The following is a 12,935-nucleotide window of genomic DNA, read 5'->3' on the forward strand; positions in this document are numbered from 1 at the left end:
GGCCCTTCGGCATGCCCGGGGGTGCGGGACGCTCACACGACCTGGTGCAGCCAGCGGACCGGGGCGCCCTCGCCGGCGTAGCGGAACGGCTCCAGCTCGTCGTCCCACGGCTTGCCCAGGAGCTTGGCGATCTCCGCCTCCAGGTCGGTCTCACCCTGCTTGGACCGCGTCAGCGCGGCGCGCAGGCGGTCCTCGGGGATCAGGATGTCGCCGTGGAGGCCGGTGACGGCGTGGAAGATGCCGAGGTCGGGGGTGCAGCTGTAGCGCTCGCCCTCGGCGGTGGCGCAGGGCTCGGCGGTGACCTCGAAGCGCAGCAGGTGCCAGCCCCGCAGCGCGGAGGCGAGCTTGGAGGCGGTGCCGGCCTCGCCCTGCCAGGAGAACTCCGAGCGCCAGGTGCCGGGGGCCGCGGGCTGCCGGATCCAGTCGAGGTTGACGCGCGTGCCGAGCACCCCGGCGACGGCCCACTCGACGTGCGGGCACAGCGCGCGCGGCGCGGAGTGCACGTACAGAACTCCACGTGTCGTCACCGGAACCTCCGGGCAGAGCGGGACATCTTGCGGACTGGCTGGGCGGCAGTGGCGCGACGGCCGCGTTGATGGCGAGGCTACCCTGCGACGGCGCAAGGAGTGTGACGTACCGTCGGTCCCGGTGCCAGGAAACCGCTGCCATTCACCCAGGGGGACGCTTGTACGGGGGTGCGCCGTTCCCGGGTGGCGGTGTGGGAACCCTCGCACGTTGTTATGGGAGGGGAGTGCCGACCGTCGAGCGAGGAGAACACCAGGATGCGGAAGCCAAGCCACCGTGTGCGGGCCGTTCTCGCCGTCGTGGCGGCCGTGGTGCTGGGAGCCGCCGGCTGCGCCGGCGGGGACGGGCGTTCCCCGGCGCCCCACAGCGCCACGGCACGCGGGGCCCGGCCACCGGTGTGGGACCGCAGCCCGGACTCCATCGCCGCCGTGGGCGACTCCATCACGCGCGGCTTCGACGCGTGCACGGTGCTGTCGGACTGTCCGGAGGCGTCGTGGGCGACGGGCAGCGACGCCCGGGTGGACAGCCTGGCGGTGCGGCTGCTGGGGGTGACGGGCGCGGCGGAGCACAGCTGGAACTACGCGGTGACCGGCGCCCGCATGGCCGACCTGCCGGGGCAGATGGAGCAGGCGGTGGGCCGCCGCCCGGAGTTGGTGACGGTGATGGTGGGGGCGAACGACGCCTGCCGGGCCTCGACGTCGGCGATGACCCCCGTGGCCGGCTTCCGCGCGGACTTCGAAGAGGCACTGGACACGCTGCGCTCGGCGCTGCCGAGGACGCAGGTGTACGTGTCGAGCGTGCCGAACCTGAAGCGGCTGTGGTCGCAGGGCCGGTCGAACGCGCTGGGCAAGCAGGTGTGGAAGCTCGGCATCTGCCCCTCGATGCTGGGTGACGCGGACGACATGACCAGCGCGGCGATGCTGCGCCGGGACGCCGTGCAGCAGCGGGTCGTGGCGTACAACAAGGTGCTGGCGGAGGTCTGCGCGAAGGACCGCCGCTGCCGCTTCGACGGCAACGCGGTGCACGACTACCGCTTCGGCACGGACCAGCTCAGTCACTGGGACTGGTTCCACCCCAGCAAGGACGGCCAGGCGCGGCTGGCGGAGATCGCGTACCGCAGGATCACCGCGCGTACCCCGTGACCTAGGGTTTCCCACATGAGCGAACTTTTCGGCACACTTTCCGACGGCACTCCGGTGCACCGGTGGACGCTGGAGCGCGGCGGGGTGCGGGTGCGGGTGCTGTCGTACGGCGGGATCGTGCAGTCGGTCGAGGTGCCGGACGGGGCCGGGCGGACGGCGGACGTGGTGCTGGGCTTCCCGGAGCTCGCCGGTTACCTGGCCCACCCGGAGCCGTATCTGGGCGCCGTGATCGGCCGGTACGCGAACCGGATCGCGGGCGGCCGGTTCCGTCTGGGCGACCGGACGTACACCCTGCCGCGGAACGACGGCCCGAACTCGCTGCACGGCGGTGAGCGCGGGTTCGACAAGCGGGTGTGGGACGTGGAGCCGGTGGCGCACGGGCTGCGGCTGAGCCGGGTGAGCGCGGACGGCGAGGAGGGCTTCCCGGGCCGGCTGGCGGTGACGGTGACGTACACGCTGACGGAGTCGGGTGCGCTGCGGATCGTCTACGAGGCGGACACCGACGCGCCGACGGTCGTGAACCTCACCCAGCACACGTACTGGAACCTGAGCGGCTCCGGTTCCGGTTCCGCCGGCGGACACGAGCTGCGGCTGGCCGCGTCCCGGTACACGCCGGTGGACGCGGACCTGATCCCGGCCGGGGAGCCGGCGGACGTGACGGGGACCCGCTTCGACTTCCGTACGGCCCGCAGGACCGGCTCGGGCTACGACCACAACTTCGTCCTCGACAAGGGGGTGACCGGCGCGGCCGAGGAGGTGGCCGAGCTGTACGACCCCGCGTCCGGGCGGAGGCTGACGGTCGCGACGACCGAGCCGGGCCTCCAGCTGTACACCGCCGACCATCTCTCCGGGCCGTTCTCCCCCTGCGCCGGGGTCGCCCTGGAGACGCAGCACTTCCCGGACTCGCCCAACCGGCCCGACTTCCCGAGCACGGTGCTGCGGCCCGGCGAGGTCTTCCGCTCCGAGACGGTGTACGCCCTCTCGGCGTCCTGACCGGCCCGCGACGCGGAGGAGGCCTCCGGGCCGGCGGGACGCGAGTCCCACCGGCCCGAAGGCCTCGACGGTGGCGAGGAGGAAAACGGTCCCCACCGACCGGACCGGCTTACGGGACTCAGCCCCCGGCGCCAGCACCGGCACCCGCACCGGCGCCAGCACCCGCACCAGCACCGGCACCCGCACCAGCCCCAGCACCAGCACCCGCACCAGATCCAGCACCAGCACCAGCACCAGCACCAGCACCAGCACCGGCACCAGCACCAGCACCAGCACCGGCACCAGCACCAGCACCAGCGCCAGCTCCGGCACCGGCACCAGCACCAGCACCAGCTCCGGCACCCGCTCCAGCACCCGCACCAGCACCCGCACCCGCACCAGCACCCGCACCCGCACCCGCACCCGCACCAGCACCGGCACCAGCACCAGCGCCGGCACCAGCACCCGCACCAGCTCCGGCACCCGCTCCAGCGCCTGCCCCAGCACCCGCACCAGCACCGGCCCCAGCGCCAGCTCCGGCACCCGCACCGGCGCCAGCACCGGCACCCGCTCCAGCACCCGCACCCGCACCCGCCCCGTTGCCCTGAGGCGCCTCAGTGTGTTTGTGCGGCTTGTTGTGCTTGTTGTGGTGCAGCGTCTGGGTGTGGGCCGACGCCGGTGCGGCCGCCGGTGCGGCGAAAGCGGCGGTGGGGATCAGGACGCCGCCGGCTGCCAGGGTGACCGTGGTGGCCAGCATCGCCAGGCGCTTCTTGTAGTTCTTGCGCTCGATGTTCGTCATGGGAATCCGCCTCCGAGGGGGGTTGGTGCCCGAGCCGTTCTCGGGCTGCTTCAAATGAACCCCGGCGGCCGCACCCCGGTCAGGTTCCGGAAACTCGTACCTTGACCGACGGAACACCCCCTGTTAAACGCACGTGCCGAGCCCCGGCCCAGGGGTCAGGTCCCGGGCCGGGGCTGCTCGTGCGGGGAGGCTTGTCCCGGATCAGACGTTAATCGGCGCGGTCAGCCGGCGGTCGGCGATCGAGCGTCCGACGGTGATCTCGTACGAACCCTTCACACACGACCACGCCTTCGCCTCCTCGTCCCAGACCTCGAAGACCCGGCGCGGCAGCTCGACGGCGGCCTCGGCGCTCCGGCCGGGGCCCGCCTCGACCGACGCGAAGCCCGCCAGCCGGCGCGCCGGGCGCTCGGGGCCGGGCCCGGCCGGTGAGACGTAGACCTGGACGACCTCCCGGCCGGCCCGCTCGCCGGTGTTGCACACCCGCACGCGCACGGTGGTGCCGTCGACCTCCAGGGACTCGTAGGCCCAGTCGGTGTAGCCGAGGCCGTGGCCGAAGGGGTACGACGGGGTGCGGCCGGCCCGCTCCCACGCGCTGTGGCCGATGAACACGCCCTCGCTGTAGGGCAGTTCGCCGTCGACGGGGACGACCTGGGTGACCGGGGCGTCGGCGAGGGAGCCCCAGGTGGTGGGCAGCCGGCCGCCGGGCTCGTGGGCGCCGGTGAGCACGTCGGCGAGGGCGGCGCCGCCCTCCTGGCCGGGGAACCAGGTCAGCAGGACGGCGGCGACCTCGTCCCGCCAGGGCATCTCCACCGGGGAGCCGGCGTTGACGACCACGACGGTGTTCGGGTTGGCGGCGGCGACCGCGCGGACCAGGTCGTCCTGGCGGCCGGGCAGCCTCAGGTCCCGGCGGTCGAAGCCCTCGGACTCCACGCGGTCGGTGGTGGCGACCACGACGACGGCCGTGTCGGCGGCCCGGGCGGCCCGGGCGGCCTCGGTGATCAGCTCGTCGGGGTCGCGCTGGGGGCCGGAGTGGGCGAGCGCGAAGGCGATCACCTTCATCGGCAGGTCCTCGGGGAGCCGGACGACGTGCGTGAGGGAGATGCCGACCGGTTCGCCGGCGGTCAGCTCGGTCTCGGCGCGGGGGACGGGGGCGGCGAAGAAGGCGTCGAAGGGGTCGTCCTCGGCGGGGCGCTGGACGTCGTCGTAGTACGTGGTGCCGTCGACGGTGAGGGTGAAGGGGCCCGTGCCCTTGATGCCGAAGGTGTGCGGGCCGGACTCGCGGGGGGTGAAGGTGCCGGTCAGCTCGATGGTGTGGAGGGTGGCGTGGGTGACGCCGTCGGGGAGGTCGGAGCCCATCCACTGGATCTGGCCGCCGGGGGCGGAGCGGGTGCCGATGACGTCGCCGGCGGCGTTCCGGCAGACGGCCCGCAGGGTGAAGCCCTGGTCGGCGACGGCCAGTTCGGTGGTGGGGTCGGCGCCGACGGCGTAGCGGAGGGTGCCGTCGGGGAGGGCGGCGGTGAGGCCGTCGAGCGGGGAGACGGTCCGGGCCGGGAAGACGGTGGCGGAGCCGCCGCCGAGGACACGGGCGTCGCGGGCGGCGGCTCCGGTCAGGGCGACGGTGGCGCCGGGCCGCAGCGGGAGCGCGCCGCGCTCGTTGCGCAGGAGGACGAAGGAGCGGCGGGCGATCTCGCGGGCCAGGGCCTCGCCGTCGACCGGCGCGGGCGGCTCGGCGACCACCGGTTCGGCGCCGGCGAGGATGCCGACACGGGCGGCGAGGCGGAGTACCCGGCGGACGGCCGCGTCGACGGTGGCCTCGCCGACCCTGCCGTCGCGCACGGCCTGGGCGAGGGCGGGGCCGTACACGGTCCGGGGGCCGGGCATGGCGACGTCGAGGCCGCCGTGGGCGGCGGCGACCGTGTCCCGGGCGGCCGTCCAGTCGGAGACGTTGAAGCCGTCGAAGCCCCACTCGCCGCGCAGGACCTCGTTGACGAGGTGATGGTGCTCGGTCATCGTCGTCCCGTTGACCGAGTTGTAGGCGGTCATGATCCCCCAGGGGCGGGCGCCGGTGACGATGGCCTCGAAGGGGGCCAGGTACAGCTCGCGCAGGGCGCGTTCGGGCACCAGGTTGTTCACGGTGAGGCGGTCGGTCTCGGCGTCGTTGGCGACGAAGTGCTTGACGGTGGTGCCGACTCCGCCGGACTGGACGCCGGTCACGTAGCCGGTGCCGATGGCGCCGGTCAGGTACGGGTCCTCGCTGTAGCACTCGAAGTGGCGGCCGCCGAGCGGGGAGCGGTGCAGGTTGACGGTGGGGGCGAGCAGGACGTGGACGCCCTTGCGGCGGGCCTCCTGGGCGAGCAGCACACCGGCGCGGCGGGCGAGTCCGGGGTCCCAGGTGGCGGCGAGCGCGGTCGGCGAGGGCAGGGCCACGGAGGGGTCGTCGGCGGTCCAGTGCACGCCCCGGACGCCGATCGGGCCGTCCGACATGACCAGGGAGTCCAGGCCGATCGCGGGCAGCGCGGGCAGGCTCCACATGTCCTGTCCGGCCAGCAGCCGGGTCTTGTCGTCGAGGTCGAGCGCGCCGAGGGCGGCCTCCACGACCGCCTCGCGGGCCTGGTCGGCCGGGGTGGGCTGGGCTCCCGCCATCGGGTTCCTCCTCGTCGAGTCCGTGCAGGTGCCTCCATCGTGCCCGCACCACCTGTAGCCGGGTAGGTTTCGTTACCTTGCCGTTATGATGGCGGGGCGGGGATGTCGTACGGTGACCTCATGAACGCGAGGGTCAGGGGCCAGGAGCGGCGCGCGGAGATCGTGGGGGCCGCCCTGGAGGTGATCGCCGAGCGCGGTTACCGGGGCGCGAGCCTCGCGGCCGTGGCCGAGCGGGTCGGGCTCACCCAGCAGGGGCTGCTGCACCACTTCCCCACCAAGGAGGCGCTGCTGGTGGCCGTGCTCCAGGACCGGGACCGGTGGGACGCGGTGCCGGACTCCCAGTGGCGGACGGACCTGCTGGCCTCGCTGGTCGAGTACAACGCGATGCGGCCGGCGATCATCCAGACCTTCTCCGCGCTGCTCGGCGAGAGCGTGACGGAGGGTCATCCGGCGCGGGGCTACTTCACCGAGCGGTACGCGCGCGTCCGCGCCTCCATGACCGCCGTCCTGCGCAGCGAGTACGGCGAGCGGCTCCCGAGCGGCCTCACCCCCGAACGCACCGCCCCCCTGCTCGTCGCCGTGATGGACGGCCTGCAGTACCAGTGGCTCCTGGACCCGGACTCGGTCGACATGCCGGGCGCGTTCCGGGACTTCCTGCGGCTGCTGGGGGAACGGGCGGACTGAGGGAGCGCTCCGCGGGGGCGCGGACACCCGCGCGACCGGCGCCCGCCGGCGCGCGGCCGAGTACGGTGGGCCGGAGTCACGGTGCTTCCCGGAAGGAGCCCAAATCCCTTGAGCCCCACACGACTTCGCCTCGGCGTCCTCGGTCTCGCGCTGCTCGCCGGCCTGTCCGCCCCGCCGGCCACCGCCTCGGCGGCCCCGGCCGCCCCCGCCCCCTCCCCCACCGTCGAGGAGCAGCGGCTCGACCGTGCGCAGCCGCAGGAGATCCTGCGGCGCTCCGGATTCGACGGCGCGGCACGGGAGTTCGGCCGTGCGCTGGAGCGCGCGCGGTCCTACGCGCAGGCCCGCCGCGTCGTCGTACGGGAGGGGTCCGCGCTGTGGCGGCGGGCCGTGGACCGGGCCCAGGGGCGGGGGCCCGCCGGCGGGGACCTGAGCCGGGACGACGACCGGCCGCTGTACTGGGCCCGGTTGGGCATGACCCGGGACGTACGTACCTGGCAGCCGGACTTCGGGCTCACGGAGCGGCAGCGGAGCGCGCTGCTCGACCGGCTGGAGCGGACCTCGCGGGGGCAGACCGACATCCGCTACCCGGCCGAGGGCCCCTCGCGCCGGGTCGTCCTCACCGGTTTCGACCCCTTCACGCTCGACCGGGACATCCGCACCTCCAACCCGTCCGGGGCGACGGCGCTCGCGCTGGACGGCACCGTCGTCGAGACGGCGGCGGGCCCGGCGCGCATCGAGACGGCCGTGTTCCCGGTGCGCTGGCGGGACTTCGCCGAGGGCACGGTGGAGCGGACCCTGCGGCCGTACCTGCCGGAGGCGGACCTGTTCACGACCGTGAGCCAGGGCCGGGTCGGCCGGTTCGACGTCGAGCGCACCAACGGCGCCTGGCGCGGCGGCTTCCCGGACAACGACGACATCGGCCGGACGGAGACCGTGCCGGTCACGGACCCGGCCACGCAGCCGCAGTGGACGACCACGACCCTGCCGTTCGCCGCCGTCACGGCCGCGCACACCGGGCGTTTCCCGGTGTACGACCACACGGAGGTCACCGAGATCCCCGCGGGCGGGAGCGAGCCCGTCGTGCGGCCGGACGGACCGACTCCCGGCTCCACCGCCCGGGCCGGGGGCGGCGGCGACTACCTGTCCAACGAGATCGCCTACCGGGCCACCCTGCTGCGGGACCGGCTCGGCCTGCACGACACGCTGCCGGGCGGGCACGTGCACACCCCGGTGCTGCGGTTCGGGGCCGGGAACACCACCGAGGTGACCGACCCCGAGTTCGTCCGCAACCGGCTGGACATCATCGCCCAGGTGCGGGCGATCGTCGCCGTGGCGGTCAGTGCGACGGAGCGAAGGCCAGGCTGATGCCGAGGCCGGCGAGGACGGAGCCGATGACCTTGTTGAGGACCTTCTGGGCGCGGAGCATCAGCGTGCGCATGCGCTCCTGCGAGAAGAAGAGCGCGACGACGCCGAACCACACCAGGTGGGCCAGCGCCATGAAGAGGCCGTAGCCCGCCTGCCGCCAGACCGGTGTGCCGGGGCTGACGACCTGGGCGAAGGTGGAGACGACGAAGAGGGTCGTCTTGGGGTTGAGGACGTTGGTGAGGAAGCCGGTGCGCAGCGCGGCGAGCGGGGTCAGCGTGGCCTTGTGCTCCAGGTCCACCTGCACCTCGCCGCGGGCGCGGAAGGTGCGCACGCCGATGTGGACGAGGTAGGCGGCGCCGATCAGCTTGACGACCGTGAACAGGAAGGTGGAGGAGGCGATCAGCAGGCCCACGCCGAGCATCGTGTAGGTGACGTGGACCAGTACGCCGGCGGCGACTCCGGCGGCGGCGAACAGGCCGGTGCGGCGGCCGTACAGATAGCTGTTGCGCACGATCATCGCGAAGTCGGCGCCGGGGGCGATGACGGCCAGGACGGTGATGACGGCGACGGCGAGTATCTCGGTCACGGGGTGGCGTTCTCCTCTTCGGGCTCGTCGGTGCCGTGCCCCGCGGTCTCCTCGCCCAGCAGGTCACGGGCGAGGAGCGTGGCGCCCGCGACCGCGCCCGGCATCAGGAACACCGCGACGAACGGAACCAGGAAGGCCAGGCCCAGGGGTGTGCCGAAGCCCCAGGCCAGGGTCTTGCGGGAGCGGAGCAGGGTGAGGCGGGCGCGCAGGTCGACGCCCCGGCGCTGCAGGGCCACGGCGGCGAGTTCCTCGGTGAGGAAGAAACCGGTGACGAGGAAGCCGATCACGGGGACGACGGTCTGCCCGACGAACGGCAGGAAGCCGAGCGCGAAGAGCAGGACGCCCCACAGGCCGGCCCGGACCAGGACGCGCAGGCTGTCCCGGGCCGAGATCCACAGCTCCCGCCAGAGCGGCAGGTCGGACCGGGGGGCGGTGCCGTCGGGCGAGGCGTCGGCGTCGGCCTGCTCGGAGAGGCTCTCGTAGAAGGGCTGGCCGACGAGCAGGGTGACGGCGGTGAACGTCAGCACGGCCAGCAGCAGGCCGAGCGCGAAGAGGACGGCGGTCAGGAAGCCGCGGAACAGGCCCTGCCAGGGGCTGGACCAGTCGTCCGCGAACGGGGTGGCCCAGCCGACCGCGTCCTCGCCCCACAGCGCGAGCGCGACCAGTGCGGCGGCGTACAGCACCAGTGTGATCAGGCCGGGCAGCAGCCCGAAGCCGTAACTCCGCCGGTGCCGGGCCACCCACCGCTGGCCCTTCAGCAGATAACCGAAACCCACCCCGAGATCGCGCATGGCGAGGACTCTACTGGCTGGGTGTGACGGTGCGTGATGCCGGTCGAGGGGGGTCAGACGTCCAGCATGCGGCGGAGCAGGTCGCGCAGGGAGCCGCGTTCGTCGTCGCTCAGGGCGGCGAGCGGTTCGCGTGCGAAGTCGAGGTTCTCGCGCAGGTCGCGGGCCATCCGGCGGCCCTCCTCGGTGGCGGCGGCGACCTTCACCCGGCGGTCGGCCGGGTCGGGGCGGCGCTCGACCAGTCCGCGGGTCTCCAGGCGGTCCACGATCCCGGTCACGTTCGACGGCTCGCACTTCAGCTTCTGGGCCAGCTTGCGCATGGGCAGCGGCTCCAGCGAGAGCAGGCTGAGCAGCCGGGCCTGGGGGCCGGTCAGCGAGTGCTCGGCCGCCGCCTTCTCGTAGTCCGCGTAGAAGCGGGCCACGACGTCGCCGATCAGCTCCACGACTTCCAGGGTGAGGGCGTCGGGGCGACGGTTCTTCGATGGGGTGGACATACCCTCCAGGATACCCGGTTACTTGACATACTGAAATATTCAGGAGCATGGTTGTTTCAGGTACTGAAGTAATCGTGAAAGGCACCGTCATGATCAACCGCGAGTGGCACCTGCTCAGCCGTCCCGTCGGCTGGCCCAAGCCCGAGGACTTCGCCCTGGTCGAGGCGCCGGTCCCGACCCCGCGCGAGGGTCAGGTGCTGGTGCGGAACACGTACCTCTCCGTCGACCCGTACATGCGCGGCCGGATGAGTGAAGCGAAGTCGTACGTCGCCCCCTTCGAGCTGGGCAAGGTCATGCAGGGCGGCGCGGTCGGCGAGGTGGTCGAGTCCCACGCCGAGGGCATCGCCGTCGGCGACCACGTCCTGCACTTCCTCGGCTGGCGCGAGTACGCGGCCGTGGACGCCCGGCACGCCGTCAAGGTCGACCCCAAGGCCGCGCCCCTGTCGACGTACCTGGGCGTCCTCGGCATGACCGGCCTGACCGCCTACGCCGGCCTGCTGCGCACCGCCTCCTTCAAGGAGGGCGACGCCGTCTTCGTGTCCGGTGCGGCCGGGGCCGTGGGCAGCCAGGTGGGCCAGATCGCCAGGCTCAAGGGCGCCTCCCGGGTCATCGGCTCGGCCGGCTCCGACGAGAAGGTCAGGCTGCTGGTGGACGAGTACGGCTTCGACGCCGCGTTCAACTACAAGAGCGGCCCGGTCGCCGAGCAGCTGCGCGAGGCGGCGCCCGACGGCATCGACGTCTACTTCGACAACGTCGGCGGGGACCACCTGGAGGCGGCCATCGGCTCGCTGAACGAGGGCGGCCGGATCGCGGTCTGCGGCATGATCTCGGTCTACAACAACACCGAGCCCGCCCCCGGTCCGAAGAACCTGGCCCGCCTCATCCAGACCCGCGGCCGGATCGAGGGCTTCCTGGTCGGCGACCACTACGACCTCCAGCCGCAGTTCGTCCAGGAGGTCGGGCCGTGGGTCGCCTCGGGCGCGCTGAAGTACCGGGAGACCGTGGTCGAGGGCATCGAGAACAACCTGGAGGCGTTCCTCGGGGTCCTGCGCGGCGACAACGTCGGCAAGATGGTCGTCAAGCTCTAGCCTTCCCGAGATTTTCGGCATGCGGTAACTTCTTTCCGAAATCCGTCGCGATCGTGGGCGCGAGTCGCGGCGGACCGAGGAGGAAGACAACCGCATGCCCATCACGCAGTCCGACGTCCTGTACACCGCCGTCGCCACCGCCGAGAACGGCCGTGACGGCCGGGTCGCCACGGACGACGGCCGACTCGACGTCGTCGTCAACCCGCCGAAGGAGATGGGCGGCAGCGGGTCCGGGACCAACCCGGAACAGCTGTTCGCCGCGGGGTACAGCGCCTGCTTCCAGGGAGCGCTGGGGGTGGTGGCCCGGCAGGAGGGCGTCGACGTCTCCGGTTCCACCGTCACGGCCAAGGTCGGCATCGGCAAGAACGAGGACGGCTTCGGGATCATCGTGGAGATCTCCGCGAGCATCCCCCAGGTCGACGCGGCGACCGCGAAGAGCCTCGTCGAGAAGGCCCACCAGGTGTGCCCCTACTCGAAGGCGACTCGGGGCAACATCACCGTGACGCTGGTCTGACCTTCGTCGTTGCCTACTCGGCAGCCGCATCCTTGGACGTGGGGTGCGGCTGCTCCTCTGTCCGGGGGCGTCCGCCGGGAAGCTGTGCGGAGTCGCGTGCGGATCGCGGGCGGTCGCTCGCGCAGTGCCCCGCGCCCCTTCAGAGTGCTGCCAGGGCCGCCCGCTGGACGGCGGCCGCGAACCTGTTGTTCTCGGGTGCCGCTCCGCCGGGGAACGCGAACCTCCGCCTCGTGTAGCCGTAGGCGATCCCGCTGTGCGGGTCGGCGAAGGACTGGACGCCGCTCGCGCCGCTGTGGCCGACGGTCTTGGCACCCAGGAAGGGGTACCAGGTGTCGGCGGTCGCCTGGAAGCCGAGGCCGAAGGACGTGTGGGTGCGGGCCACGAGGTCATAGCCCGTGGAGTGGATCTGGGCGAACTCCGCCAGCGTGTCCTCCTTCAGCAGCGGGGTCCTGCCGTCCACCTCGCTGATCACGGCGGCGTACATGGCCGCCAGGCCGCGCGCCGAGCCGACGCCGCCCACCGACGCCGGACCCTTGGCGCGGACCAGCCGCTCGTTCGGCAGGCCCCCCAGGTCGGTGGGGTCCGTGCCGTGCCGGTTGAAGGCGATCGACACGAGGGTGTGCGGACCGCCCGGTACGGCGTCGAGCTGCGCCTGCTGCGCGGGGGTCGGCAGCATCGGCTGGACCGTGCGGAAGCGGGGCTCGTGCGCGGCCGGCAGCCCCAGGTACAGGTCGAGGCCGTGCGGGGCGCGGACCCGCTCCTCGTACACCTCCTGCAGCGTGCGGCCCGTCGCCCGGCGGACGACCTCGCCGGTCAGCGCGCCGATCACCAGCGCGTGGTAGCCGAAGGCCGTGCCCGGCCGCCAGAAGGGCCGCTGGTCCGCGAGGCGTTCGGCGATCATCCGGTCGTCGGCCAGTTCGGCGAGGGTGAAGCCGGTGTCGGTGCCGACCAGCCCGGCGCGGTGCGCGAGCAGGTCCCGCAGGGTCAGCGCACCCTTGCCCTCGGCGGCGAACTCCGGCCAGTAGTAGGTGACCTTGCGGTCCAGCTCCAGCGTGCCGTCCTGCACGAGCAGCGCCGCGACGAGGTGCGCCGCGCCCTTCGTGGCCGAGTACAGGGCGTACAGCGCGTCACCCGTCACCCCCGTGCCCGCCCACAGGTCCACGACTCTGCATCCGTGGACGTACGCGCACAACTGGCCCTCGTAGTCCTCCCGTTCGCCGGCGACGAAGGCGGCGAACTCCTCGCGCACCGGCTCGAAGCCCTCGGCGACCGTGCCCTGGACGGTGATCTCCCGCGTCATCCGCTCTCCTTGACCATCCGCTGTTCGCTGCTCCA

At 73.0% G+C, this 12,935-nt stretch carries 12 protein-coding genes; 6 read left to right on the plus strand and 6 right to left on the minus strand.

All coding sequences use genetic code 11. From position 1 onward, the window contains the following. Positions 1 to 32: 32 nt before the first annotated feature. Positions 33 to 527, minus strand: a complete 495-nt coding sequence (locus ACZ7N4_RS02490) for a DUF3145 domain-containing protein (protein ID WP_471352908.1) — start codon at positions 525 to 527, stop codon at positions 33 to 35. A 255-nt stretch (positions 528 to 782) separates the two neighbouring features. Between ACZ7N4_RS02490 and ACZ7N4_RS02495 the strand changes: the two genes are divergently transcribed. Both ACZ7N4_RS02495 and ACZ7N4_RS02500 read left to right on the plus strand, forming a co-directional pair. Continuing rightward, positions 783 to 1,667: an SGNH/GDSL hydrolase family protein gene (locus ACZ7N4_RS02495; protein ID WP_471352910.1), complete on the plus strand. Its 885-nt coding sequence runs from the start codon at positions 783 to 785 to the stop codon at positions 1,665 to 1,667. A 15-nt stretch (positions 1,668 to 1,682) separates the two neighbouring features. Further along, positions 1,683 to 2,660: an aldose epimerase family protein gene (locus ACZ7N4_RS02500; protein WP_471352912.1), complete on the plus strand. Its 978-nt coding sequence runs from the start codon at positions 1,683 to 1,685 to the stop codon at positions 2,658 to 2,660. 979 nt (positions 2,661 to 3,639) lie between these two features. On the opposite strand, the gene ACZ7N4_RS02505 is transcribed toward ACZ7N4_RS02500, so the two are convergent. Next, positions 3,640 to 6,081: a beta-glucosidase H gene (locus tag ACZ7N4_RS02505; protein ID WP_471352914.1), complete on the minus strand. Its 2,442-nt coding sequence runs from the start codon at positions 6,079 to 6,081 to the stop codon at positions 3,640 to 3,642. 102 nt (positions 6,082 to 6,183) lie between these two features. Between ACZ7N4_RS02505 and ACZ7N4_RS02510 the strand changes: the two genes are divergently transcribed. Both ACZ7N4_RS02510 and ACZ7N4_RS02515 read left to right on the plus strand, forming a co-directional pair. Next, positions 6,184 to 6,765: a TetR/AcrR family transcriptional regulator gene (locus tag ACZ7N4_RS02510; RefSeq protein WP_471352915.1), complete on the plus strand. Its 582-nt coding sequence runs from the start codon at positions 6,184 to 6,186 to the stop codon at positions 6,763 to 6,765. 108 nt (positions 6,766 to 6,873) lie between these two features. After that, positions 6,874 to 8,130 carry a pyroglutamyl-peptidase I gene (locus tag ACZ7N4_RS02515; protein ID WP_471352917.1) on the plus strand — a complete coding sequence of 419 codons (1,257 nt, stop codon included), beginning with the start codon at positions 6,874 to 6,876 and terminating at the stop codon, positions 8,128 to 8,130. On the opposite strand, the gene ACZ7N4_RS02520 is transcribed toward ACZ7N4_RS02515, so the two are convergent. From ACZ7N4_RS02520 to ACZ7N4_RS02530, 3 genes are read right to left on the minus strand one after another with little or no spacing between them, the layout of a single operon-like run. Further along, positions 8,102 to 8,716: a LysE family translocator gene (locus ACZ7N4_RS02520; protein ID WP_471352919.1), complete on the minus strand. Its 615-nt coding sequence runs from the start codon at positions 8,714 to 8,716 to the stop codon at positions 8,102 to 8,104. The genes ACZ7N4_RS02515 and ACZ7N4_RS02520 overlap by 29 nt on opposite strands. Beyond that, positions 8,713 to 9,507 carry an EI24 domain-containing protein gene (locus ACZ7N4_RS02525; RefSeq protein WP_471352921.1) on the minus strand — a complete coding sequence of 265 codons (795 nt, stop codon included), beginning with the start codon at positions 9,505 to 9,507 and terminating at the stop codon, positions 8,713 to 8,715. The genes ACZ7N4_RS02520 and ACZ7N4_RS02525 overlap by 4 nt, the downstream gene beginning before the upstream one ends. A gap of 53 nt (positions 9,508 to 9,560) precedes the next feature. Next, a complete protein-coding gene (locus ACZ7N4_RS02530) occupies positions 9,561 to 9,998 on the minus strand; it encodes a MarR family winged helix-turn-helix transcriptional regulator (protein WP_388313908.1) in 438 nt (145 codons plus the stop codon). Positions 9,999 to 10,087: 89 nt separating this feature from the next. Between ACZ7N4_RS02530 and ACZ7N4_RS02535 the strand changes: the two genes are divergently transcribed. After that, the gene (locus ACZ7N4_RS02535; RefSeq protein WP_471353153.1) at positions 10,088 to 11,086 is read left to right on the plus strand and encodes an NADP-dependent oxidoreductase; all 999 of its coding nucleotides are present in this window, start codon (positions 10,088 to 10,090) and stop codon (positions 11,084 to 11,086) included. Positions 11,087 to 11,180: 94 nt separating this feature from the next. Then, complete coding sequence (locus tag ACZ7N4_RS02540; protein WP_471352923.1) at positions 11,181 to 11,600, plus strand: organic hydroperoxide resistance protein; 420 nt, start codon at positions 11,181 to 11,183, stop codon at positions 11,598 to 11,600. Between the two features lie 139 nt (positions 11,601 to 11,739). Here the strand turns inward: ACZ7N4_RS02540 and ACZ7N4_RS02545 are convergent, their stop codons facing one another. Next, entirely contained in the window at positions 11,740 to 12,900 is a 1,161-nt protein-coding gene (locus tag ACZ7N4_RS02545) for a serine hydrolase domain-containing protein (RefSeq protein ID WP_471352925.1), read from the minus strand. Between the last annotated feature and the right edge of the window lie 35 nt (positions 12,901 to 12,935).

The sequence above is a fragment of the Streptomyces sp. NPDC107654 genome (genome assembly GCF_055639035.1).